Below are 22,758 nucleotides of genomic sequence, written 5' to 3'. Positions count from 1 at the left end.
GCCATCTATATCCTCACACGCGCCATCGTGAATGCATCCACATATTCGCCGTTACGAAACGCAAAGGCCCTGAGCCGCCCCTCGGTCTCGAAACCGAATTTCTCGTAAAGCCGAATAGCCGGTCCGTTGTCGATATAGACCGTTAATTCCAGGCGTTTGATCGCCAGCCAATTATCGGCGGCGTCGACGAGGGCGGCGAGCAGCGCCGAACCGATGCCCCGGCCGGTAAAATCGTCATGGACGCCCATGCCGAGATGGCCGGTGTGAATCTGCCGGCCGGAATGGCGGCGCATGCCGGCGTTGCCGACGACCTGCCCGTCGAGCACGGCGACGAGATTGATCGATGCGGGCGCGGGCTTTTCCAGCCATTGCCGCGTTTCTTCCACGCTCTGAAAGGGCAGGCGTAGCGTACCGGCGCGATAGCCGGGCAGATTGGCGATGAAGGCTACGGCTTCGGCGTCGGATGGCCGCGCGGCGCGGATTTCCACTCCGCCTGGTTCTCGGCGTCGTCGCTCGTCTGGATCTTGCTGTCCGGAATTCATGTTGCTCTCCTTGAGGTTCAAGAGGGAGCAAAGCTTTCGAACCCTGCTCGCCTCGGCAGGGTTGAAAGGGATCGCAGTCAGCTTAACGCAACGCTGCTCCCACTCTCCCTGCAAGGGGTGAGGTGGTGAGAATATGCATCACGGTTGTGCGATTTGCGATCATGCGCGCAGCTTCCAGCGGTTTTTTCCAGAAGTCAACTCCCCCAGCAAAAGCAACCGCGTTGTTAAATTTACTCGCGCATACCGTGCGGCCACTCGCCTTAGTACCAAAGGATGAATTGAACTAACCACGGAACAGGCCGCTGAATACCGTCGGGGGCATGATGTAAAAGGCGAATCCCTTTCGTCCGGTCCCAATCAATATGGGTGGGGTGAGTGCCGGGTTCCATGCGTCTCATACTTGTCAATGACGTCTCAATCATTCGCGGCGGTGCGACTAAAGTGGCGCTGCAATGCGTCGATGCGAGCAGGCAAGCAGGGCTGAATTGCGCCATCCTGGTCGGCGATGACGGCGAAGGACTGAAGCCGCGCTTTGCGGGCATCCGCACGGTTGCGCTTGGCGAACGCCCCCTTCGCGACGGCCCCACGTTCACCGACGTCTTCGAAAAGCATTATAACAAGCGGGCCTACGAGGCGTTGGACGGTCTGTTGAAGGAAACGGACGAGGAGACCGTCGTGCATGTGCATGGCTGGTCGCAGATTCTCTCGCCGTCGATCTTCTACGCGCTCGCCAAACACAAGGCCAAGGTCATCATCACAGCGCATGATTTCTTTCTGAGTTGTCCCAACGGAGGGTTGATCAATTTCCAGAGCGGAACGGTCTGCGATGTCCGCCCGCTGTCGGCAGCATGTCTTGCGACCAATTGCGACAAGCGAAACTATCTCCACAAGCTCTGGCGCTTTCGCCGCACGCTGACACAACGCGGCGTCGGCGAGGAGTTCTGGAGCCGCGTCGGCATCGTACTGGCGCATGAAAGCATGGAGGCCTATCTGCACTCGGGGCCGCTGCAGCATTTTCTGACCTTGCGCACGCCGACCGAGCCGTTGACGCCGACGCCCGTGGAGGCTTGGCGCAATCACCGCACCGTCTTCTTGGGACGGATGTGTTGGGAAAAGGGCGTCCGAACGCTCGCCGACGCGTTGAACAAGACCGGGCGAACGGCGACGCTGATTGGCCGCGGACCGCTGCTCGATGAGATGCAACGGGCATTGCCGCATTGTTGGGTTCCGGGCTGGCTGGCCGACGAGGAGGTGACGGCGCTCGCGGGTGAGGCGCGCGTCTTCATCATGCCCTCCCGCATGCCCGAACCCTATGGACTAGTAGCCGCCGAGGCGCTGATGTCCGGCATTCCTGTCATCGTCAGCAGCAATGCGCTGATAGCCGCCGAGGTAGAGCGGAACGGCGCGGGGCTGGTCTTCAAAAGCGGCGATGCCGGTTCACTGGCGGAACGCTTGGCGAGCACCGATGACGACCGGCTGATGCGGAGCCTTTGCGAAGGCGCGCGTGCGCTTGGCCAGCGGATTGCGCCCAGCAAGGCGGAATGGGGACGGCGCATGGTCGATATTTATACAGGCAGGAGCGGCTTCTTCGCTCAATAAAAAAGGATCAGTCACATGACGCGGGCTTTGGTAACGGGAGGCTGTGGTTTTGTCGGAAGGCATCTCATCAGGCGGCTTTTGGCCGAAGGGTTGGATGTCGTCTGCGTCGATCAACTGGTGGAAGGGACTGGGGCACGGCATCCCGATCTCTGGCAGCGCTTTCCCGGATCGCGCTTTACCTTTTTCGAGGAGGATTGCCGGACCTTCTTTTTCCGTCCGCTGGAACGCTTCGACTATGTTTTCCACCTGGCCGCATTGGTTGGCGGCCGCGTGACGCTGGAGGCGCGCTCGCTCGACGTTGCCGAGGATTTGGCGGTGGATACGGAATTGTGGAAATGGGCGGCACGCGCCAAACCCGGCTGTGTCGTGTTCTTTAGCTCCAGCGCAGCTTATCCCGTCTCGCTGCAGACGGCCGCCAACCATCGGCTGCTTTCGGAGGATATGATTTCCTTCGAGGCCGCCATCGGCGTGCCCGATCTCAGCTATGGTTGGGCGAAACTGACCGGCGAATATCTGATGAAGCTCTATGTCGAGCGTTACGGCAGCCGCGCGGTCGCTTACCGGCCGTTCAGCGGCTACGGCGAGGATCAGGATCTTGCCTATCCGTTCCCTGCCATCTGCCGGCGCCTGCTTGACGAAAGAGGCGCTGCGGAAGTTTTCGTCTGGGGTTCCGGCCGGCAATGCCGGGACTTCATCCATATTGATGATTGCGTCGATTTCATCTGGCAAACCAAGGAATTATTGCCGGATGGCGCCAGCCTCAACCTTTCGACCGGCAGGGCTACCTCCTTTATGGAGCTGGCGGAAACCATCGCCCGGCAAATCGGCTGGAATCCTGTCGTAAAAGGCCTCTGCGATCGCCCTGAAGGCGTTTTTTATCGCTGCGGCGATACGGCCCTTCAGCGCTCCTACGGGCTTGCACCGCACATCAGCCTGGAGGAGGGAATTGCGCGGATGCTCGATCATCTACGCATGGAGCAGGAGCAATACGCCATCGCCATCTGACGCGCGACGTTTTCCCTTCCTCGGACTTTCTGCCGTACCCTCCGCTCATGTCACTTGACATGCAACCAAATAGTTGCCTATAAGATCATTAATAGGCAACTAAATGGTTCCGTGTTTGGTATGAACGACGATGCGGTTTTTCGAGCTCTGGCGGACGCAAGCCGGCGGCAATTGCTGGACCGTCTATATGAGCAGAACGGCCAGACGCTCGGCGAACTCTGCCAGGGGCTGGAGATGACGCGCCAGGCGGTGGCGAAACACCTTGCCATCCTGGAAGAGGCGAACCTGGTATCCGCACAGCGGCAGGGCCGGGAGAAGCTGCATTTCATCAATCCCGTTCCGATCAATCACATCGCCGAACGTTGGATAAACAAATTCGAGCGCCGCCAATTGAGCGCTCTTTCCGCTCTCAAGAAGGCTTTGGAGGGCGATGGCGGCCAATAGTTGCCGCCAGATCACCGTGCGCAGCAAATCACCTTACGCGAGGAGAAATGTCATGACCGGAAGCAGCTTCGTTTATGTCACCTACATCCGCACCACGCCCGACAAGCTCTGGACGGCGCTGACGACGCCGGAGTTCATCAAGAAATATTGGTTCAACATCCAGCATGAGACCGATTGGAAGGTCGGCTCGCCATGGAAGATGACTTACCCCGACGGGCGGGTCACCGACACCGGCGAGATCGAGGCCTTCGATCCGCCGAAGCGACTGGCCATCAAATGGCGAAACGAATTCATGCCCGAATTGAAGGCCGAAGGCTGGTCGCTATGCGTGATGGACATCGAGCCCATGGGGGATTCGGTCAAGTTCACCGTCACCCATACGATGGAACTGGAAAACGCCAAGTTCATCGGCGCCGTTTCCGGCGGTTGGCCGAAGATTCTCTCCAACCTCAAATCGCTTCTGGAGACCGGCGAGGTCGTGTTGAAAGAAAAATGAGGAACAACAGGCGCTTCTATGGCGCCCGGCGTCCCTTGCATCCACAGACCGCCACCTTACCTTAGCGGGGCCGCGGTTCGACCGGCGGCGATGTTGGAGGATGTTCGATGACGTCACTGAAATTGCATGCCGCTATTGCCGCGTCGTTCCTGGCTCTGGCGCCCGTTTCCGCTTCGGCTGAAATTGTCGGCAAGGTTGGGGTGGATTGGACCGGCAATGACATTCTGGTCGATGCCGTGCCGGATCCGGAAGTGTCCGGCGTCACCTGCCACGTCACCTATTTCGACCGCAGCGTCATCGACCGGCTGAGGAAGGGCAATTGGTTTGAGGATCCTTCCAACAACTCCATCGCCTGCCGCCAGACGGGGCCGATCGAGATCGGCAACATCAGCCTGTCGGAGGGCGGCGAGGAGGTCTTTCGCGCCGGCTTGTCGCTGATCTGGAAGAAGCTAGTGGTCGACCGGATCTACGACAAGAAGAACGACACGCTGATCTATCTCGTCCATTCGCGCGAATTGACCAACGGGTCGGCGAAAATGGCGATCTCGACCATTCCGCTGTTCGGCCAGAATGTCACCTGGAAGAACGGCAAACCCTAAAGCATCCCGTTTTCATGTGGTATAGGGCTGCCAGGGAGAGACCGGTTTGCATCGGGCGAGCTTTCTTAGTGATGCCCATTCGGCATCCCAAGAATCACTGAAATATCGATAAGCTCAGCGTTTCGCGCGGCGACGGAATGAGCAAGCTGTTGAAAGTTCACGGCTAGTAAGATTACCGGGATACCGCATAAACAACCGTCAAGGGGTTTGTACCAAAAAAAGTCCTGCTCTTTGGTCACTGAGGACGTCTCGGTCGCTTTCGGATTGCGCCGTTTTGGTGCAGTTCTAGGGCGAACGTGGAAGTGCCACTTCCATCTGTTCACGGCCTGCGCGACCGGCGCACCGGCAACACCCCTGCCGACGACGGTCCCACAAACACAATCGCCCTGAAGCTTTTGCTCCAGGGCGATTTTCTTTTGCGGTTTTGTCTGGAAATTAAGCGGCCTGGGCCAGCTCGTCGGCAATCACCGTGTCGAGGTTCAGGAAGCAGACCATGGTCTTTTCCAGCGCGACGATGCCGCGGCAGAAGGCGCGCTGCATTTCCGGAATGATTTCCGGCGCCGGCTGCAGATCTTCGCTCTTGATGCTCATCATGTCGGAGACCTGTTCGACGAGCAGGCCGACGAGCTTGCCGGCGATATCGGTGACGATGATGGCGGAGCGTTCTGACGGTTCCGTCATCTTCATGCCGAGGCGGCAGGCCATGTCGATGACCGGGATCACTGCGCCACGCAAGTTGATCAGGCCAAGTACATAGGGTGGCGTGTGTGGCATCGGCGTCACCGGCGCCCAGCCGCGGATTTCGCGGATGGCCATGATGTCAATGCAGAATTCCTGATCGCCGAGGTGGAAGGAGACGATCTCCAGATAGGCGCCCGATTGTTTGATGGCATTCGTCATGGTTGAGAACTTCCCGTTTTGCGCCGGCGGCAGGCGGCGGTAGCGATTGAAAAGGGATCGGCTGGAGCGGCTGAAGGCTGCGGCAGCATCCGGTGGCTTTGGCGCTTAAAAAACGCTTGGCTGCTCCGGCGGGCGTCATGCCCTTCTAAAAGAAGATCGGTTTGCCGCGTATCCGGCGGCTGGCGAGTCGGACTTCGCCTCTTTTTCGATGTTGGCGCGGAGTGGTTAGAATTGGTTTAACGGCAGGGTGGATTCTGCATCTTTGCGCCGATACAGAACTGTAAGGCCGTGAGGCCTTGATCTCCGAACGCCCGAAAACATCTTGTTGAATTGCGTCCTCCACTTCAACCCGCTAAACCCTCGAAATGATCGCCTGCGCGTCCCACATATCGAGCCGCGGATGGCGTGGTGAGGAAAACAGCGATGAAGACGATGCGGATTGTTGTCTGGGTAGCCGTGGTGATTGTGGCCGGGCTTTTGGGCTGGTTGAGCTTTGGCATCACCAAGTCCCCGGAAGCTGCGGGTGAGGGGCCGTACGGGGTGCCGTTCACGCTGGTTGCGCAGAATGGTCAATCGATCAGCGATCAGGCGTTTCGCGGAAAGCCGACGGCGCTTTTCTTCGGCTATACGCATTGCCCCGATGTCTGCCCGACAACCTTGTTCGAGCTGGATGGTTGGATGAAGCAGGTCGATCCGGATGGGACGAAGCTCAACGCCTATTTCGTGACCGTTGATCCAGAGCGCGATACGCCGGCGATCATGAACCAGTATGTGTCCAACGTCTCGACCCGCATCACCGGCATCTCGGGTGACGCCGACAAGGTGATGGACATGGTCAAGGGCTTCAGGGTCTTTGCCAAGAAAGTGCCGCTCGACGCGAAAGATCCAAATGGCGATTATACCATGGATCATACCGCTTCGGTCTTCCTGCTCGATTCCGCCGGCCGCTTTGCAGGCACGATCTCCTATAACGAAAACGCGGATATAGCCGTCAAGAAGCTGCAGAACCTGATCAAGAAAGGGTAGGAGCGCCGATGGCGGACGGAGCCGGGGGAGACAGGAAATCCAGATCCGTCCTGATTGCGGGCGCAGGTCCGGTCGGCCTGACTGCGGCCCTGGAGCTTGCCCGCCGCGGCTTCGTCCCGCGCATCATCGATGACGGCCAAGGGCCGGCGCCTCTGGAAGAGAGCCGGGCTCTCGGCATCAATGCCCGCACGCTGACACTGCTTTCGCCCTCCGGCCTCACCGAACGCATCCTTGCGACCGCGCAGCACATTGCGCATTTCCGTATCCGCTCTGGAGCCAAGATCCTTGCCGATGTCGATACCAGGCGCTTGCCGGGTCGTTTCGGTGCGGTTCATGCTCTGGCGCAAGGGGTGACCGAGCGGTTGCTGATCGAGGCGCTGGCTGCGCACGGCATTGCGCCGGAGTGGCAAACGGCGGTCGTGGCGGGAAAGATCGCCGATCTTCAGAAGCCGGAGGTGACGCTGCGGCACGCGGATGGGGCCACGGAGACGGTTCGTCCCGACATCCTGATTGGTGCCGACGGCGCGCATTCGGCCGTTCGCAAGGCGCTTGGCGCGGGCTTTCCTGGCGAGGCGCTGGAGGCTTATTTCTATCTCGCCGATTTTCGGTATGCGAGACCGGTGGATGCGCATTTCGCCGAGATCACGCTTTGCGATCCCGGCATGGTCGGGCGTTTGCCCGTCTCCGCCGATGTGCTGCGCTACATCTCGACATTGGAGGATTTCGAAAGCCGCATCGTTCATCCCGAGGCGGTTGCCGAAAAGACCTGGGTCTCGCAATTCCGTATCAATTTCCGCCATGTCGAGCCGATGGCCAAGGGTAACGTGTTCCTGGCGGGCGATGCTGCCCATATTCACTCGCCCGCTGGCGCTCGCGGTATGAATCTCGGCATAGAGGATGCCTGCTGGCTTGCCTGGCTCATTGCGGAAGGCCGCGAAGAGGAGTATTCGGCGCTCAGAATTCCAGCCGTGAAACAGGTGCTGAAGCAGACTTATGGTCTGACCCGCCTGATCACTATGAAAAATCCGCTGGCGATTGCCGCACGCAATCTGCTCGCGCCGCTGCTTCTGCGTTTCGGACCGGCGCGGCGTGGACTGCTTCATAGTGTGGCCGGCTATGACACGCCGAAGCCGCCGTGGATCGACTGGGCCGAATAAGAGCAAGAGAGAACGAAGACTTGAGTGAAATCCGCCTTTACGTAACGACGACCGAAAAAAAGGCCGAACAGATTCTCGATCTGATGACGCCGGTATTCGAAGACGAAGAATTGCCGATCGCCACCACCGAGATCGATGAGAAAAAGGATATTTGGGAAGCTTCGATCTATCTCTATGCAGACGACGAAGAAGAGGTCCACGCCCGTTTTGCGAGCGTGCTGAAGCCGGCGTTTCCGGAACTCGTCATTGAAAGGGAAGTCATTCCCGATGTCGATTGGATCGCAAAGTCGCTGGAGGGGCTTAAGCCGGTTCGGGCAGGGCGCTTCCTAGTGCACGGTTCGCATGATCGCGACAAGGTGGGGTCAGGCGATATCGCCATCGAGATCGATGCCGGCCAGGCCTTTGGTACGGGGCATCACGGCACGACAGCCGGCTGTCTGGAGACGATCGAAAAAGTGCTCGCCAGCCGGCGGGTGCGCAATGCGCTCGATCTCGGCACGGGCAGCGGGGTGCTGGCGATCGGCGTGCGCAAGCTGCGCAATATTCCGGTTCTCGCCACCGATATTGATCCGGTTGCGGTTCGTGTTGCCCGCGAAAACGTTCGCCGCAACGGTATAGCCTCCGGTATCGCGCTGGAGACGGCGCCGGGCTTTCATTCCACGGCCTTTTCCCGCCATGGGCCTTTCGACCTGATCATCGCCAATATTCTCGCGCGGCCGCTGATCAGAATGGCGCCGCAACTGGTTGCCCATCTTGCGCCCGGCGGTTCGGTGATTCTTTCGGGTATCCTTGCCGAGCAACGCTGGAAGGTACTGGCCGCCTACAACGGGGCAAGGATGCGCCATGTGCGCACGATCTGGCGCAACGGCTGGGTCACCATCCATCTCGACCGGCCTTAGAATCCTTCGCCCCTTGCCCAAATCCATTCCCGCGCGGGGAGTGGGACCTTACCGTGGAGCTAAAATGCAAAAGGCGGTGCCGAGGCACCGCCTTGCAGATCGGTATTTGACCGATCTTGCCCGCGAGCGTGTGGAGGAGTGCTCAAGCAGGCTCTACCGTTCTGGTCTCGATCCGAGTAGGGAGGAGGAGTTCCGGACCGCGATCCAAATACGAACGCGTAGTCTTATAACTGTTAGTGGCGACCGCCACGGTTTGCGCCGATTGCCTTCGACGTTTCGACTTCGAGCTGACGAAGCGCGCCGATGGAGTGGCGTACGGTGCGACGCTCGCCTGCCAGCGCCGGGCTAACATATACGGAGCGAGAGATTGGCATTTTCATAGTCCTTGTTTGAGTGGGTTCCTCGTGAACCCCGTTTGATGCGCTCCATATAATGACTCGCCCTTTCGCGCGGCAGTGGGGGTCCTTCATGGGAGCTATGCAGTCTCTGCATATTGCTCGTCGCGATGATGTCACAATCTATTCGCTTTGCTCACGAAATGGGCGGATTCGTTAACGCACGACTTCCCTTGTTTGAGTGTCCATCAGTCGGGAGTTTCTGCCTGTTCAACAGCACGCGATCTGGCCCGAAAATCGTTTCGCACTTCCTGGGATCATGCTCTAACATGCTGGCACCACTCAGTTTCGCGGATTCTCGATCAATTTCGGATTAAGCCATGTTCCAGTCTTTCGACGTCACCTCCACCCCGCAATTCGGCCGCGAGCGCGTCACCGGTCTGCGGGCCGCCTTCAGCGATCTTGGTATTGACGGCTTCCTCGTACCCCGTGCCGATGAGTATCAGGGTGAGTATGTGCCCAGATGTTCAGAGCGTCTGGCCTGGCTGACGGGCTTCACTGGCTCGGCGGGTGTTGCGCTGGTGACACAGTCACAGGCCGTGGTTTTCGTCGACGGCCGCTATGTGACGCAGCTTGCCGAGCAGGTGGACAGATCGGTCTTCACCGGCGGCGATCTGGTGGACGAGCCGCCGCATGTCTGGCTGCCCCGCAACGCGCCGAAGGGTTTCCGGCTCGGCATCGATCCGTGGCTGCACACCGGCGCGGAGGTTCGGCGGCTGGAAAAGGCGCTGGCGGGGATAGGAGGCAAGCTTGTCTTCCTGCCGCATAATCCGCTCGACAAGCTTTGGAGCGACCGGCCGGCCGAGCCGCTCGGCGGCGTCATTATCCAGGATATCGCGCAGGCTGGTGTCCTTGCCAAAGACAAGCTGACGGCCATTGCGGCCGATCTGAAGGCCAAGAATCTCAAGGCGGCGCTTATCACCGATCCGTCTTCGGTCGCCTGGATCTTCAATATTCGCGGCAACGACGTGCCGCATACGCCGCACCCTTTGGCCCGCGCCATCATCTATGCCGAGGGTGAAGCGGAGCTTTTCCTCGACAAGCGCAAGACTAAGGTCGAGGCAGAGGCCTATCTAGCGCAGATCTGCAAACAATTGCCGCCGGCCGATCTCGTCGAGCATCTGGCTGCCGCCTCTGCTAATGGCCGCCGCATTCTCGTCGATCCCGATCTCGCCTCCTATGCGCTGACCGACATCATCCGCCGTGAGGGCGGCGAGGTGGTGGAAGGCACCGATCCGGCCCGGCTGCCGCGAGCGCGCAAGAATTCCGCGGAAATCAACGGCTCGGCCGCTGCTCATCTGCAGGACGGGGCCGCCATGGTGGAATTCCTTTATTGGCTGGACAATAGCAAGCCCGGCACGGTGACGGAAATCGCCGCCGCCGAGCGGCTGGAGGCAAGCCGTGCGCGCGTCGGCCAGAGCATGCAGAACCCGCTGAAGGATATCTCCTTCGACACTATTGCCGGTGCGGGCGAACACGCGGCGATCATGCATTATCGCGTTACGACGGCTAGCGATCGGCTGATCCAGGCCGGCGAGCTGTTTCTGATTGATTCCGGCGCGCAATATATCAATGGCACAACCGACATCACCCGTACGGTGGGCATCGGTACCGTTTCCGAGGAGCAGAAGCGTCTGTTTACGCTGGTGTTGAAAGGTATGATCGCCATCAGCACGGCGCGCTTCCCCAAAGGCTCGCGCGGCTGCGATCTCGATCCGCTGGCGCGCATTGCTCTCTGGAAGGCGGGCGTGGATTTCGCTCACGGTACCGGCCATGGCGTCGGCTCGTATCTTTCCGTGCACGAGGGACCGCAGCGTATCTCGCGGCTATCGACGCAGGAGCTGCTGCCCGGCATGATCCTGTCAAACGAGCCCGGTTACTACCGTCCCGGCCATTTCGGCATCCGCATCGAAAACCTTATCTATATTCGCGATTCCGAGGAGATCGAGGGCGGTGACATGCCGATGCTCGGCTTTGAAACGCTGACCTTCTGCCCGATCGACCGCAGCCTCGTTCTGCCGGAACTGCTGACTCGCGATGAATTGCACTGGCTGAACGACTATCACGCCAGAACCCGTGAAGCGCTGATGCCGCTGATCCATGACAAGGATATCCGCGTCTGGCTGGAGAAAGCGACTTTGGCTCTAAGTCACTGAGGGGTGGCCTATTCCGCCCGTCAAGGGCAGGGCAGGCATCGCATTTGTCGGTGCTAGACGCCGGCGAGATGTCTCCAAATCATCACGACGATCCAGCCGGCGATCAGCATGAACGTCGGCGAGAAGCGCAAGCCCACCACGAGCGCCGCTGCCATCGCCACCTTCGTATCCCAGCCGCCGATGAAGAAGGCTGGTGCAACAAGCGTGGTGAGGACGGCGGCCGGCACTGCATTTAACGCCGCCTCGACGCGCGGAGGAATGCGGGTCATCTTGGTAATGAGGATGTAGCCGCCGATGCGTGTGAGGTAGGTCACGACGGCGGCGGCGAGGATCAGCAGAACCATATGCGGATCGAAATCGGTCATGGTCAAACCTCGTGATTTTCAGTCGCGAGGTCGGGCTTGCGGTTCGACCGGACCGGCGGAAGCATGGCTGCTAGGGCCACGCCGGCAAAGGCGCCGATGCTGACGTGCCAGGGCGAACCGACATAGCGATAGGCGATGGCCGAGGCGGCGGTGCTTGCAATCACCACGGGCAGGAAATTGTCGCGTTTGCGGAAACCGATGACGATGCCGAGGAAATAGATCGGCAGCAAAATATCGAGGCCGATCGTCTTGGGATCGCCGACGAGGCTGCCAAGCATGCCGCCGATGAGGCTGATCACCACCCAGGGAACGTAGATCATCGCTGCGAAACCGAAGTACCAGGCAAAGGTGACCGGCTTGCCGCTCTCGGCGCGCTTGATCGTTTCGGCAAATTGCGGATCGACCAGCAGGAAGAAAGTTAAGAATTTTTCAATTGGCGAGAAACGCCTGATGTAACGGGCGATCGCGGCCGAGTAGAGCACATGGCGGAAATTGACCGCCAGGATCGACAGAACGATCAGCCACGCCTGGACATTGTGGCCGAATAGCTCAATGCCCACCATCTGGCTGGCGCCGGCATAGACGGTGCCGCTCATCAGGGTGAGTTCACCGAGCGACATGCCCTGATCGCGCGCCAAGGCCCCGAACAACGCGCCGAACGGCGCCGCAGCAAGGCCGATGGGAATACCACCCTTCAACCCCTCAAAAAAATCCGCGCGACCCATCGCCCGCTTTGTCCTTTATGGAAAACTTTTCGAGCTGTAAGCTGCGGGGGGAGCCTCGGCAATTCAATTTCCTTGATGGGACAATTGATTTCTTTGAACTAGCCGATTGGATTTGCTTCTAAAACGCCGGAGCGCAATGAATGAAAAAGATTACCTTCCCGAAAGAGGAAAAAGCCGCGATCGTCGCCCGCCTTCAGCAATATTTCGCCGATGAGCTCGACCAGACGATCGGCGCATTGCCGGCAGAATTCCTGCTGGATTTCTTCGCCACGGAAATCGGTCCGCATTTCTACAATCAGGGCCTGCGCGACGCCCATGCGGCGCTGATGACCAAGATGGAGGATTTTGGCGAGGCGATCTATCTGCTGGAGAGGGAAGCGGAAAACCATTCACGTCAGGCGAAGCGCTAAGCGACATCGGCGCAATCAAGCGCTTTACCTTCAGTCATTCGCAGCAAACCATCGTCCGCTACTTTTTCACTTGGAATGTATGTTCCTGCCCCGGGAATGTCCGTGCCTTCACCTCTTCCGCATAGGCTTCCGCCGCCTTTGAAACCACTGGCGCCAGCTCCGCAAAATGCTTTACGAAGCGAGGCTTGAAGTCGCTGAAGAGGCCAAACATATCGTCGGAGACGAGGATCTGGCCATCGCAGGCTGGCGAGGCGCCGATGCCGATGGTCGGGATGCTGATCGAGGCGGTAATTTCGCGGGCGAGCGGTTCGACCGTGCCCTCTATGAGAAGCGCGAAAGCACCGGCTTCGGTGATCACCCTGGCGTCGTGCCGGATCTTTTCCGCTTCCTTGTCAGAGCGGCCGAGCGAGCGATAGCCGCCACTCGTGTTGATCTTTTGCGGCATCAGGCCGACATGTCCGAAGACCGGGACGCCGCGATTGGTCAGGAATGCGACGGTCTCGGCCATCTCCTCGCCGCCCTCCAGCTTGACGCCGTTACAGCCAGTTTCTTTCAAAATGCGGGCCGCATTGCGGAAGGCCTGTTCCTTCGATTCCTGATAGGAGCCGAAGGGCAGGTCGACGATGACGCAGGCCTTTTGGGCACCGCGCATGACGCCTTGGCCATGGGCGATCATCATTTCCAGCGTCACGCCAACCGTCGATTCCATACCGTAGAGCACCATGCCGAGGGAGTCGCCGACCAGAAGCAGGTCGCAATGCGGATCGAGCAGGCGGGCGATCGGCGTCGTATAGGCCGTCAGGCTGACGATCGGGCGCGTGCCCTTCATCGCCTCGATCTGGGCGGGCGTGGTGCGTTTGATTTGTCCGATCGTGCTCATCTCAGGCGGCCTTGTTATTGGTGGCCTGCTTGAGGCCAATGACGCGGTTGTCGAGCAGGCGGGTGGTGCCGATGCGGACAAAAAGGGCGACGAGGATAGGCTGGCCCTGCAGTTTCGTCAGCGGCTCCAAGGTGTCGGGATGGCGAACAGCGGCGACTTCGGGCGTTGCCAGCGGCTCGTTGGCGATGAATGCGCGCAGTGCCGCCTCGAAAGTGGCGGGATCGTCGGCGCCCTCTGCATAGAGCCGTTCGGCTTCGGCCAGTGCCTTCGGTACGATGATTGCGGCGGCGCGTTCTTCTTTCGAGAGGTAGACATTGCGCGACGACAGCGCCAGGCCATCGGCATCGCGTACGGTCGGCACCGGCACGACGCGAACGGGCTGGGCCAGATCGTCCACCATGCGGCGGATGATCGCCACCTGCTGATAGTCTTTTTCGCCGAAATAGGCGCTGTCGGGCTGGACGATGTTGAAAAGCTTGGTGACGACGGTGGCAACACCAGAGAAATGGCCGGGGCGAACCGCGCCCTCCAGCTCCATCGCGAGCTTCGGCACGTCGACGAGCGTCTCCATCGGCCGCGGATACATGTCGGCGACACCGGGCGCGAAGAGGATATCAACCTTGCCATCGTGCAGCATGGCGCTGTCGCGCTCGAGATCGCGCGGATACTTCGCAAGGTCCTCGTTGGCGCCGAATTGCAGCGGATTGACGAAGATCGACACGACAACGATATCGTTTTCCGCCCTGGCGCGGGCAATTAGTTCCATGTGGCCGGCGTGCAGATAACCCATGGTCGGCACCAGGCCGATGCTTTTGCCAGCCTTGCGATGTTCGCCGAGCTGCACACGCAGGGTGGCAATCGTGGTGATGGTTTCCATAATGGCGCTCCTCCGCTGACAACGCCTTCCCACGTCGCCTGCTTCCATCCCTAAAATTGCGGGGTCTTCTAACGTGTGCAGTGCAAAAAAGCAATTCAACGAGATTGGTCTGTTGCAATCCGGAGGGCGTTCGTCCGCTAAAATTTGAGAAGTATCTTTCAGGGAGGCGAAGGATCTCCGTGCTGTATTGCCGTCGGTCAACGCTTCGTGGGGGATCGCGTGATTGATATTCTTTTCGGCTTCCGGGGAACCTTGGGGAGACGGCAGTATTTTTGGTGGCATTTTGGCGTCGGTTGCCTGGCTGGTATCTTACTTGCTCTCCTGCTCGACGTTATGGCTTTCACCGGCAACGGCAAACCAACGATCCTTAGTCCCTGGGCATTGCTGCCCTTCGGACTCTTCCTTGCTCCGTTTATCTGGATGGATTTGAGTATCCAGTCGGCAAGAATGCGCGACATAGGAGTGCCGCCGCTCCGTGTCTTTCTGGCGTTTGTTTTGATTTTTCTTGTCACGACCGCTGTCTCGATTTTTATGCATGATGGGTCGATAGAGAAGATATTCAATATACTGTATCGCGGCATTGGAGTGGTCTATTCTGCCCTGCTTCTATTCGCTCCTAGTGGATGCCTCTCACATTGGATGTCGCCCGATCCCGAAGACACGGATCAAAATGGACGACCAGCACCGGTCGCCTATGTTGCTCCGAACAATCCTACGACGGGTAGGACCAGTTTTGGTCAGCGTGGCTTGAACCGGAGCTAGTCTCATACACCGCCCTGGCACGGCCGGAAGCGTCTCCCGACGCGCCTGCGAAGATGCTGTCGCTGGTTTTGATGCAGTCTGATAGCAAAGTGCATCGCGATAGGCTCGATTTACGTACAGAATTGCTCGGTCCGAATTAGCGCTTTTCTCAGCTTTTTGCTGTTAGCTGCCGCCATGGCAAAGATCATAGCATTGGCTGCATATTTCTATCAGGCGGCGGTGGCTTTCGGGCTGCTGATCGCGGTCGCGCATCTGCTGTCGCCGGCGGATTATGCGGCCTATTCGCTGTTCATCTCCATCAGCCAGTTCGCGGCGATCTTCTGCTTCGAATGGGTGCGCTTTGCGTGCAGCCGCTTCTATCCGGGGCAGGTGCCAGGCAGCGAGGCAGCGGAGCGTACGGCATTGAGCGTCGAATTCGCCGCCTGCTCCGTGATCTGCATTCTGGCCGCGGTTGCGTCGACCTTCTTCGCCGTGCCGAAGGAGATCGCGGTGCTTGGCGGTCTGGTGGCGATTTTTCAGGGAGGCAGCGATCTGCATCTGACGATGCTGCGCTTCCGCCAGGAGTTCCGCGCCTTCTCGCGGCTGCAGGGTTCGCGGGCCACCATTCTGGCGGTCGGCACGCTGGGCGGCGCGGCGATGATGCCGAGCTTCGCGTATACGGTCGCCGGTCTGCTTGCCGGTTACGTCGCCTATAGTGCGCTGGCAATGTTCCTGACCCGCAACAGCCTGCGGGAGGCCGCCGGTCTCCAACTGCCGCTGGTGCGAAAGCATTTTATCTATGGCAGCGTCGCGGCGGGTGCCTCGGTCATCGGGCTTTTGGCACCGCTTGGGTTGAAATCGATCCTGACGGCGGCATTGGGGGCAGGCGGGGCCGCGGGCGCGCTACTGGCACTCGACCTGCTGCAGCGGCCTTTCGTGCTGATTGTCTCGGCTCTTCAGGCCATTCAATATCCCGATGTGGTCGCAACATATGACCGCGAGGGCGCCACCGCAGCATTCCGGCGGCAGCTCGGCGGCTATTATTCGCTGCTCACGGGTTTCACCTTGATGACGGCGGCAGGGATTTTTGCGCTGCTGCAACCGGTCGGCCATTTCGTCATCGCTCAGGGCCTGCGCGATGGCTTTTTGAGTGCGGCGCCGTTCGTCACCGGCCTGTCGGTCTGCCGTGCCTTGACGCTCAACATGCTGCCGACGCCGGCGCATCTGCGCCATCGGCTGCTGGCGATCTTTTTGCTGGCGGTCGTAGATTGCGCCCTGCTCAATGCAGGAGCTTTGGCGGGCGGCTATCTCGCTTCCTTCAGCGACGGCGCGCTGATGGCCGGAGCCATGGTCGGGGCGCTGATCGCGATGGTGATCGGCGTGAAAGTGCTGATGGCGCTGCCCTTCGATTTCGTATGGCAGCCGGTGGTGCTCTCCGCTGCCGGGCTTACGGTGCCGGTGCTGGCGACGGCCGGATTCGACTATTCGCTCTGGATATCGGTCGGCACAGGAATGGCCGGCGGCGCGGCCTTCTGTCTGCTGGGTCTCTACAGTTATTTCGTCAAGATGATCCGCCGGCAGGCTATATCCTAAAGCATGTCGCGCAAAAGTGCGCTGCGGTTTTGCGATAACGACACGCGCAAAATCGAGGGCTAAAGCGCAAGAAGCGAATCTGAAAGATCGCGACGCGCTTTAGATCAGAGATCTTCCAGCATGGTCAGCACCCGATCGGCGCTGCGGTCCCAGGAGAAACGGGCGACATTCTCGCGGCCCCTTTGGCGCAGGTCCGCGCGCAATGTTTCATCGCCGGCAATCCGGCGCATGGCGGCAACCAATTCATCCTGCCTTGTTGGATCGAAATAGATCGCGGCGGTGCCGGAGGCTTCGCGTACCGCGGGGATATCGGCGGCGAGCACCGGGCAGCCCTGCGTCATCGCTTCCAGGGGCGGAATGCCGAAACCTTCGTAGAGGCTCGGGAAGACGAAAGCGGTGGCGTGACGTTCGAGAGCGGCAACTTCCGCATCGCTCAGCCGGCCGGGAAAGAGCATGTGATCGTTTGATTCGGGACCATCCGACTTGAACACTGTCGGCGCGGTGCCGCCGACGACCACCAGCTTTTGATCGGGATCGCCCAGAGCTTCGAAAGCCCGGATGGCGAAATCGAGGTTCTTGTTCGGCTTCATCGTGCCGACCAGCAGGAAGAATCCGTTCGTTTTGAGGTCCAGGCGCTCAATGATCGTCTCATCCGGCTCGATGGCGGCGAAATGATCGACGGCGTTGTAGACGACGTCGATATTGTCGGAGGGGACATGGAAGACGGAGGCCAGTTCCTTGCGCGAGAATTCCGATACGGTGCCGATCTTCGCGGTGCGGGTCAGCACCGAGCCGAGCGCGCCGTGCAGCAGGCGATAGCTGCGCTTGAAGGATTGGGGATGACGGAAGATCGTCACGTCATGGATGACCACGGCCTGGCGGCGATGCAATAGGGGACCGCTGCCGCCGAAGCCGATCAGCCGGCCGCCGCGGGAATGGGCAAGCAGCGCCGTCTGTTCCCAGACATGGCCCGGACCGGAGCTGAAGGCATTGACCGATATGGCCGAGAGGCCGATATCAACCGGCGTATCGCGCGGCACGGCCAGCCGCCAGTTGATGCCCTTCAAGGCCGCTGGCACGGCGCCTGCGGCGATCTTGCGGTCTAGCGCCAGCGTCAGTTCGCGGGCGAAACGTTGCACGCCCGACAAAGGCTGGCTGAGGAAACGGCCGTTGATGGTGATCGACTGCACGCGAAATGTCCCAATATCTTCAATACCGGGAACAGCTTGCGCTATTTTCTTTAGGGAAGGTTTAGCCTGATAGGAGGAATTTTAGGCAAGCGCTTCTTTGCTGTCGATAATGGCGACGCCACGCGCCCGCATTTCGTTGATCGCGGCCTCGACGCCGTTCGGATCGATGCCGCGGCTGGCGTCCTCGATGAAGCGGACCTTTACACCCGGCAGCATCTCCACGGCGTCCAGAGCCGAGAATTTCACGCAGTAATCCGTCGCCAGCCCGCAGAGGTCGAGTTGGGTAATACCCTCGGCGCGCAAATGCTCGGCAAGACCGGTAAGGGCTGCATGATCATTGTCGCGGAAGGCGGAATAGCTGTCGACAGTCGGATTCTGACCCTTCTGCTGGATGAAATCGATACCGTCGAGGTTCAGTTCAGGGTGAAGCATGGCGTCTTCGGTATTCTGCACGCAATGATCCGGCCACATCATCTGCGGCTTGCCGGAGAGCATGCCCATTTCGAAGGGCTTCTTGCCGGGATGGGCGGAAGCGAAGCTGCCGTGGCCGGGGGGATGCCAATCCTGGGAGGCAAGAACCAGATCGTATTTGCCACTGTCGATCAGCCTGTTGGCGACAGGCGCCACCTGATCCCCATCCGGCACCGGCAGATTGCCGCCGGGGCAGAAGCCATTCTGGATATCGATCAGCAGCAGCGCTTTCATGGCTTGTCCTTCATCTCTGTTGCACTGCACGATGCCAAGCGTTGCGCGTTGGATCAAGCTTTTAATGCTCAGACTGAATATAAGGTGGAGCGCGATGGTTTTCGAGGGGCTATGCGGGCTTGTGGCTTGGGGGCCAGGGAATGCTTGAAGTGCACCGGACAATTGGGGCGGCATGTGGCAACGCACGCTGTTGAGATTGCTGACGGGTCGCGGTGACGTGCCGGACATTGAAGATACCTGGTGAATCTCAGGAAACTGAGGTGTCTTGCCAACCAGCGTCGCCGAGGTGTCCGCGATTGACAAATGAACGCGAAGCCATAATCTGCTTTTCAGCCCTTGCGATCATCCGTTTTTCGGAGACGAGGATAATGCTGGTGCCGTTGCCCCGCATACAGGTCTGGCCAAGCGCATGAGACGGTTGCTGCTGACGGGCCTTGCCGTTTTCTTTTCGATCTGCGGAGCGAGCGCCGGGACGCTCGACACGCTTCACCAGCATACAACCCTGCGCATCGGCTACATCGCCGACGAGGCACCGTTTTCATCCAGCAAGCCGAAGGAAAAACCGACGGGATATGCCATCGACCTCTGCGGGAAGGTCGCGGACGAAATCGAGCATGCGGTTCCGCAGTTGAAGCGCGAATATGTAGAAATGACGCTGGCCAATGGTTTCGACGCTGTCAAGAACGGTCAGATCGACCTGCTTTGTGGGGCTATCACCGTCAATCTGGAGAGGCGGAAACTTGTCGATTTCTCACAGCCGATCTTCCTGACCGGAGCGAGCGCCCTGCTGCGCAAGGATTCGCCCGACTATCTGCACGCGCTTTTTCTCGACACGCCCGCCGTTCGTTCCGTTAGCCAGCGTGCTCCATCCACCAGCGTCATCGGCGTGCGCGCAAACACCACGACGGACGCAATATTGCGCGAGGCGCGCAGCATCGAGACGTCGAAAACCCGGATCGCCGATTTCGACACGCACGAAGACGGACTTAAGGCGCTGGAGGAACATAAGATCGACGCCTATTTTGCCGATCGGGTGATACTCATGAGCTTGGCCCAGCGCGCGCACGATCCGTCCTTGCTTGAAGTCGGCGATCGCCTGTTCACGCATGAACCATATGCAATCGCCCTGAGGCGCGACGATGCCGACTTCCGCCTAGTGGTCGACCGCGCGCTCACGGATTTTTATCTATCGGACGATTTTCTGCCGCTACTGAAGACTTACTTCGGAAGCGAAGCGCCGATGCTGCACACGCAAATCATGATGGAGCATGTGCCCTAGCTCCGGGGCAAAGGGCATTGCGTTGGCAAAGCAGATGATCGATGCGGCAGATGCCCACCGCAACCGTCAAACCCTCTCCACAAACCCATCCAGCACCCTTTTCTGCCCAGCCCGATCGAAATCGATCGTCAGCTTGTTCCCTTCGATCTCGGAAACATTGCCGTTCCCAAACTTTATGTGGAAGACGCGGTCGCCGATCGCAAATTTAGAGGGTTCGGTGGAGGTGGATTTGGCGACGAGTTCGCCGTCGATGGTGCGGGTTTTGGGGCCGCTTTCGCCGTAGCCGATGCGTTCGACGGCGTGGCCGGAGCGGGAGCCCCAATTGTCGCGGGTGGCGTCGGTCTTGTTGGCCTGGGCGCGTTTCCAGCCGGGAGTGGAATAGGAGTTGGCGAAAGGGTCGGCCTTGTCGAAGCGCGACTGGCCATAGCCGCCGCGGCCGTAACCGCCGTAAGATTGCTCCATCTCGGCCACTTCGACATGGGTTTCCGGCAGTTCGTCGAGAAAGCGGGAAGGGATGGTCGATTGCCAGAGGCCGTGGATGCGGCGGTTGGAGACGAACCAAATGTGGCAGCGGCGCTTGGCGCGGGTGAGGCCGACATAGGCGAGGCGGCGTTCTTCCTCCAGGCCGGCGCGGCCGCTTTCGTCGAGCGAGCGCTGGTGTGGAAACAGGCCTTCCTCCCAGCCAGGCAGGAAGACGGTGTCGAATTCCAAGCCCTTGGCGGAGTGCAGCGTCATGATCGAGACTGCGTCCAGATCCTCGTTCTGCTCGGCGTCCATGACGAGGGCTACGTGTTCGAGGAAGCCGCGCATGGATTCGAAGCTTTCCATCGAGCGGATGAGTTCCTTCAGGTTTTCCAGCCGTCCGGGTGCTTCCGCCGATTTGTCATTCTTCCACATGTCGGTATAGCCGGACTCTTCGAGAATCTGCTCGGCAAGCTCGGTATGCGGGGTGTTTTCAAGCAGTCCCTGCCAGCGGCGGAAGGATTGCACGACGTCGAACAGCGCCTTGCGCGCCTTCGGCTTCATTTCGTCCGTTTCGATGATATCGGCCGCTGCCGCCAGCATCGGAATGTCGCGGACACGGGCGTAATCGTGCAGCGCGCGCACGGTGGTGTCGCCGAGGCCGCGCTTCGGCGTATTGATGATGCGTTCGAAGGCGAGGTCGTCGGCCGGCTGGCAGACGAGGCGGAAATAGGCCATGGCATCGCGGATTTCGAGGCGTTCGTAGAAGCGAGGGCCGCCAACGACGCGGTAGTTCAGGCCGAGCGTAACGAAGCGGTCTTCGAATTCACGCATCTGGAATGAGGCGCGCACGAGGATCGCCATGTCGTTGAGATTGTGCTTGTTGCGCTGAAGCTGCTCGATCTCCTCGCCGATCGCGCGGGCTTCCTCCTCGGAATCCCAGGAGGCGTGCACCTGCACCTTGATGTCGTCGGGATCGGAGCGGTCAGTGAATAGTGTCTTGCCAAGTCGGCCCTCATTATGGGCGATGAGATGTGCGGCCGCGCCGAGAATATGCTCGGTAGAGCGGTAATTGCGCTCCAGTTTGATGACCTTGGCGCCGGGAAAATCCTTTTCGAAACGCAGGATGTTGTCCACCTCAGCGCCGCGCCAGCCGTAGATCGACTGGTCGTCGTCACCGACGCAGCAGACATTCTGCAGCTCGCCCTTTTGCCGCTGCGCCAGTAAACGCAGCCACATATATTGAGCGGTGTTGGTGTCCTGATATTCGTCGACGAGGATGTAGCGGAACCGCTGGTGATAATCCTTCAATATATCAGGATTCTGACGGAACATATTGATCGGATGCAGCAAAAGGTCGCCGAAGTCGCAGGCGTTCAGCGTCTTCAAGCGGGCCTGATACGCGGTATAGAGGTCGCGTCCCTTGCCATTGGCAAAGGCGCGCGCATCGCCTTCCGGAATATCGGCCGGGCCAAGGCCCTTGTTCTTCCAGGTGTCGATCATCCCGGCAAATTGCTTGGCGGGCCAACGCTTGTCGTCCAGCCCCTCCGCCTGGATCAATTGCTTGATCAGGCGCACGACATCGTCAGTGTCGAGAATGGTGAAGCTCGAGGAGAGGCCGACCAGCTCGGAATGACGGCGCAGCAGCTTGACGCCTATCGAATGGAAAGTGCCGAGCCAGGGCATGCCTTCGACCGCGCCGCCGACGAGGAGGGCGATACGCTCCTTCATCTCGCGCGCGGCCTTGTTGGTGAAGGTAACGGCGAGGATCTGAGAGGGGAAGGCACGGTTGGTGGAAAGGATATGGGCGATGCGGGTCGTCAGCACCCGCGTCTTGCCGGTGCCGGCGCCGGCGAGCACCAGCACGGGCCCATCCAGCGTCTCGACCGCTTCCGCCTGTTCCGGATTGAGGCCAGCGAGATAGTCAGGGCGGCGGCCGCTGTCGCGCGCCGCCATGGCGCGGGCCGCAATACCGCCACCGGCGCTGGGGGCAGGGGCAGGCCGACGCGGCGCCGCGTGCTCCGGCTCCTCGTCAAAGAAGGGAATGTCGTCATGTCCGATGGTCATGCGGCTCAATGTAATGATTCTGCCCTGAAAGGCAAAAGAAACGGCCGGGAAATAGAACAAAAAGTGCACATTTCTTGGGTTGTTAGCCTTTCAAGGGACTGTCTCGCAGTTCCTGCGGCTTGTTGTTCAACGGAGCGGCGGCTGCATGAAGAGATGTAGGAAGCGGCATTGCGTGCGAAGGCGGCCAGGCTCCGGGCGGCGGAATGATCGCAACCTGAACGCGATAACGATTTTCTGATCGAGGGC

At 59.7% G+C, this 22,758-nt stretch carries 23 protein-coding genes; 13 read left to right on the top strand and 10 right to left on the bottom strand.

Features of this window, described 5'->3' with window-relative positions; translation table 11 throughout:
• Positions 1-5: 5 nt before the first annotated feature.
• On the bottom strand, positions 6-542 hold the full coding sequence (locus tag NXC24_RS12335; protein ID WP_104823550.1) for a GNAT family N-acetyltransferase: 537 nt from the start codon (positions 540-542) through the stop codon (positions 6-8).
• 387 nt (positions 543-929) lie between these two features.
• On the opposite strand from NXC24_RS12335, the gene NXC24_RS12330 reads away from it, so the two are divergent.
• The 5 genes from NXC24_RS12330 (at position 930) to NXC24_RS12310 (ending at position 4,685) form a co-directional block, all read left to right on the top strand.
• Positions 930-2,141, top strand: a complete 1,212-nt coding sequence (locus NXC24_RS12330) for a glycosyltransferase family 4 protein (protein WP_104823549.1) — start codon at positions 930-932, stop codon at positions 2,139-2,141.
• Positions 2,142-2,156: 15 nt separating this feature from the next.
• A complete protein-coding gene (locus tag NXC24_RS12325) occupies positions 2,157-3,146 on the top strand; it encodes an NAD-dependent epimerase/dehydratase family protein (RefSeq protein ID WP_104823548.1) in 990 nt (329 codons plus the stop codon).
• 120 nt (positions 3,147-3,266) lie between these two features.
• Entirely contained in the window at positions 3,267-3,590 is a 324-nt protein-coding gene (locus NXC24_RS12320; RefSeq protein WP_104823547.1) for a metalloregulator ArsR/SmtB family transcription factor, read from the top strand.
• Positions 3,591-3,642: 52 nt separating this feature from the next.
• Positions 3,643-4,086 (top strand): SRPBCC family protein, encoded by a 444-nt coding sequence (locus NXC24_RS12315; protein ID WP_104823546.1) that lies wholly within the window; start codon positions 3,643-3,645, stop codon positions 4,084-4,086.
• Positions 4,087-4,193: 107 nt separating this feature from the next.
• Complete coding sequence (locus NXC24_RS12310) at positions 4,194-4,685, top strand: CreA family protein (protein WP_104823545.1); 492 nt, start codon at positions 4,194-4,196, stop codon at positions 4,683-4,685.
• A 435-nt stretch (positions 4,686-5,120) separates the two neighbouring features.
• Here NXC24_RS12310 and NXC24_RS12305 read toward each other — a convergent pair whose 3' ends face one another.
• Complete coding sequence (locus NXC24_RS12305) at positions 5,121-5,585, bottom strand: chemotaxis protein CheW (protein ID WP_104823544.1); 465 nt, start codon at positions 5,583-5,585, stop codon at positions 5,121-5,123.
• A 423-nt stretch (positions 5,586-6,008) separates the two neighbouring features.
• On the opposite strand from NXC24_RS12305, the gene NXC24_RS12300 reads away from it, so the two are divergent.
• From NXC24_RS12300 to NXC24_RS12290, 3 genes are read left to right on the top strand one after another with little or no spacing between them, the layout of a single operon-like run.
• On the top strand, positions 6,009-6,611 hold the full coding sequence (locus NXC24_RS12300) for an SCO family protein (RefSeq protein WP_104823543.1): 603 nt from the start codon (positions 6,009-6,011) through the stop codon (positions 6,609-6,611).
• 8 nt (positions 6,612-6,619) lie between these two features.
• Positions 6,620-7,768: an FAD-dependent monooxygenase gene (locus NXC24_RS12295; protein ID WP_104823542.1), complete on the top strand. Its 1,149-nt coding sequence runs from the start codon at positions 6,620-6,622 to the stop codon at positions 7,766-7,768.
• Between the two features lie 20 nt (positions 7,769-7,788).
• The gene (locus tag NXC24_RS12290) at positions 7,789-8,667 is read left to right on the top strand and encodes a 50S ribosomal protein L11 methyltransferase (RefSeq protein WP_104823541.1); all 879 of its coding nucleotides are present in this window, start codon (positions 7,789-7,791) and stop codon (positions 8,665-8,667) included.
• A gap of 233 nt (positions 8,668-8,900) precedes the next feature.
• Here NXC24_RS12290 and NXC24_RS35475 read toward each other — a convergent pair whose 3' ends face one another.
• Positions 8,901-9,041: a hypothetical protein gene (locus NXC24_RS35475; RefSeq protein ID WP_181316075.1), complete on the bottom strand. Its 141-nt coding sequence runs from the start codon at positions 9,039-9,041 to the stop codon at positions 8,901-8,903.
• A gap of 341 nt (positions 9,042-9,382) precedes the next feature.
• Here NXC24_RS35475 and NXC24_RS12285 point away from each other — a divergent pair, with 341 nt between their 5' ends.
• Complete coding sequence (locus NXC24_RS12285; protein ID WP_104823540.1) at positions 9,383-11,218, top strand: aminopeptidase P family protein; 1,836 nt, start codon at positions 9,383-9,385, stop codon at positions 11,216-11,218.
• A gap of 53 nt (positions 11,219-11,271) precedes the next feature.
• Here NXC24_RS12285 and NXC24_RS12280 read toward each other — a convergent pair whose 3' ends face one another.
• Both NXC24_RS12280 and NXC24_RS12275 read right to left on the bottom strand, forming a co-directional pair.
• The gene (locus NXC24_RS12280; protein ID WP_104823539.1) at positions 11,272-11,583 is read right to left on the bottom strand and encodes an AzlD family protein; all 312 of its coding nucleotides are present in this window, start codon (positions 11,581-11,583) and stop codon (positions 11,272-11,274) included.
• 2 nt (positions 11,584-11,585) lie between these two features.
• The gene (locus NXC24_RS12275) at positions 11,586-12,308 is read right to left on the bottom strand and encodes an AzlC family ABC transporter permease (protein WP_104823538.1); all 723 of its coding nucleotides are present in this window, start codon (positions 12,306-12,308) and stop codon (positions 11,586-11,588) included.
• A gap of 140 nt (positions 12,309-12,448) precedes the next feature.
• Here NXC24_RS12275 and NXC24_RS12270 point away from each other — a divergent pair, with 140 nt between their 5' ends.
• On the top strand, positions 12,449-12,718 hold the full coding sequence (locus tag NXC24_RS12270) for a DUF2164 domain-containing protein (RefSeq protein WP_104823537.1): 270 nt from the start codon (positions 12,449-12,451) through the stop codon (positions 12,716-12,718).
• 58 nt (positions 12,719-12,776) lie between these two features.
• On the opposite strand, the gene panB is transcribed toward NXC24_RS12270, so the two are convergent.
• Together panB and panC are read right to left on the bottom strand one after the other, a co-directional pair.
• On the bottom strand, positions 12,777-13,598 hold the full coding sequence (gene panB, locus NXC24_RS12265; protein ID WP_104823536.1) for a 3-methyl-2-oxobutanoate hydroxymethyltransferase: 822 nt from the start codon (positions 13,596-13,598) through the stop codon (positions 12,777-12,779).
• Between the two features lies 1 nt (position 13,599).
• Positions 13,600-14,475: a pantoate--beta-alanine ligase gene (gene panC / locus NXC24_RS12260; RefSeq protein ID WP_104823535.1), complete on the bottom strand. Its 876-nt coding sequence runs from the start codon at positions 14,473-14,475 to the stop codon at positions 13,600-13,602.
• A gap of 219 nt (positions 14,476-14,694) precedes the next feature.
• Between panC and NXC24_RS12255 the strand changes: the two genes are divergently transcribed.
• Both NXC24_RS12255 and NXC24_RS12250 read left to right on the top strand, forming a co-directional pair.
• Positions 14,695-15,237 (top strand): hypothetical protein, encoded by a 543-nt coding sequence (locus NXC24_RS12255; protein WP_158704472.1) that lies wholly within the window; start codon positions 14,695-14,697, stop codon positions 15,235-15,237.
• A gap of 174 nt (positions 15,238-15,411) precedes the next feature.
• A complete protein-coding gene (locus NXC24_RS12250) occupies positions 15,412-16,809 on the top strand; it encodes a hypothetical protein (protein ID WP_104825139.1) in 1,398 nt (465 codons plus the stop codon).
• A 104-nt stretch (positions 16,810-16,913) separates the two neighbouring features.
• Here NXC24_RS12250 and NXC24_RS12245 read toward each other — a convergent pair whose 3' ends face one another.
• Entirely contained in the window at positions 16,914-17,999 is a 1,086-nt protein-coding gene (locus NXC24_RS12245) for a glycosyltransferase family 1 protein (RefSeq protein WP_104823533.1), read from the bottom strand.
• Between the two features lie 81 nt (positions 18,000-18,080).
• Positions 18,081-18,704, bottom strand: coding sequence for a bifunctional nicotinamidase/pyrazinamidase (gene pncA, locus NXC24_RS12240; protein ID WP_104823532.1), 624 nt, complete (start codon positions 18,702-18,704; stop codon positions 18,081-18,083).
• Between the two features lie 409 nt (positions 18,705-19,113).
• Here pncA and NXC24_RS12235 point away from each other — a divergent pair, with 409 nt between their 5' ends.
• A complete protein-coding gene (locus NXC24_RS12235; protein WP_104823531.1) occupies positions 19,114-19,983 on the top strand; it encodes an amino acid ABC transporter substrate-binding protein in 870 nt (289 codons plus the stop codon).
• A gap of 66 nt (positions 19,984-20,049) precedes the next feature.
• On the opposite strand, the gene NXC24_RS12230 is transcribed toward NXC24_RS12235, so the two are convergent.
• Entirely contained in the window at positions 20,050-22,512 is a 2,463-nt protein-coding gene (locus NXC24_RS12230; RefSeq protein WP_104825138.1) for a UvrD-helicase domain-containing protein, read from the bottom strand.
• Positions 22,513-22,758 lie beyond the last annotated feature (246 nt).

The organism is Rhizobium sp. NXC24, from assembly GCF_002944315.1.
In the GTDB taxonomy this organism is placed as follows: domain Bacteria; phylum Pseudomonadota; class Alphaproteobacteria; order Rhizobiales; family Rhizobiaceae; genus Rhizobium.
This window is presented reverse-complemented; position numbering and strand designations above follow the sequence as displayed.

Bases quoted from the DNA above. Each gene is read 5' to 3' on its own strand.
- NXC24_RS12335 (WP_104823550.1), bottom strand. From the start codon at position 542: ATGAATTCCGGACAGCAAGATCCAGACGAGCGACGACGCCGAGAACCA.
- NXC24_RS12330 (WP_104823549.1), top strand. From the start codon at position 930: ATGCGTCTCATACTTGTCAATGACGTCTCAATCATTCGCGGCGGTGCG.
- NXC24_RS12325 (WP_104823548.1), top strand. From the start codon at position 2,157: ATGACGCGGGCTTTGGTAACGGGAGGCTGTGGTTTTGTCGGAAGGCAT.
- NXC24_RS12320 (WP_104823547.1), top strand. From the start codon at position 3,267: ATGAACGACGATGCGGTTTTTCGAGCTCTGGCGGACGCAAGCCGGCGG.
- NXC24_RS12315 (WP_104823546.1), top strand. From the start codon at position 3,643: ATGACCGGAAGCAGCTTCGTTTATGTCACCTACATCCGCACCACGCCC.
- NXC24_RS12310 (WP_104823545.1), top strand. From the start codon at position 4,194: ATGACGTCACTGAAATTGCATGCCGCTATTGCCGCGTCGTTCCTGGCT.
- NXC24_RS12305 (WP_104823544.1), bottom strand. From the start codon at position 5,585: ATGACGAATGCCATCAAACAATCGGGCGCCTATCTGGAGATCGTCTCC.
- NXC24_RS12300 (WP_104823543.1), top strand. From the start codon at position 6,009: ATGAAGACGATGCGGATTGTTGTCTGGGTAGCCGTGGTGATTGTGGCC.
- NXC24_RS12295 (WP_104823542.1), top strand. From the start codon at position 6,620: ATGGCGGACGGAGCCGGGGGAGACAGGAAATCCAGATCCGTCCTGATT.
- NXC24_RS35475 (WP_181316075.1), bottom strand. From the start codon at position 9,041: ATGCCAATCTCTCGCTCCGTATATGTTAGCCCGGCGCTGGCAGGCGAG.
- NXC24_RS12285 (WP_104823540.1), top strand. From the start codon at position 9,383: ATGTTCCAGTCTTTCGACGTCACCTCCACCCCGCAATTCGGCCGCGAG.
- NXC24_RS12280 (WP_104823539.1), bottom strand. From the start codon at position 11,583: ATGACCGATTTCGATCCGCATATGGTTCTGCTGATCCTCGCCGCCGCC.
- NXC24_RS12275 (WP_104823538.1), bottom strand. From the start codon at position 12,308: ATGGGTCGCGCGGATTTTTTTGAGGGGTTGAAGGGTGGTATTCCCATC.
- NXC24_RS12270 (WP_104823537.1), top strand. From the start codon at position 12,449: ATGAAAAAGATTACCTTCCCGAAAGAGGAAAAAGCCGCGATCGTCGCC.
- panB (WP_104823536.1), bottom strand. From the start codon at position 13,598: ATGAGCACGATCGGACAAATCAAACGCACCACGCCCGCCCAGATCGAG.
- panC (WP_104823535.1), bottom strand. From the start codon at position 14,475: ATGGAAACCATCACCACGATTGCCACCCTGCGTGTGCAGCTCGGCGAA.
- NXC24_RS12250 (WP_104825139.1), top strand. From the start codon at position 15,412: ATGGCAAAGATCATAGCATTGGCTGCATATTTCTATCAGGCGGCGGTG.
- pncA (WP_104823532.1), bottom strand. From the start codon at position 18,704: ATGAAAGCGCTGCTGCTGATCGATATCCAGAATGGCTTCTGCCCCGGC.
- NXC24_RS12235 (WP_104823531.1), top strand. From the start codon at position 19,114: ATGAGACGGTTGCTGCTGACGGGCCTTGCCGTTTTCTTTTCGATCTGC.
- NXC24_RS12230 (WP_104825138.1), bottom strand. From the start codon at position 22,512: ATGACCATCGGACATGACGACATTCCCTTCTTTGACGAGGAGCCGGAG.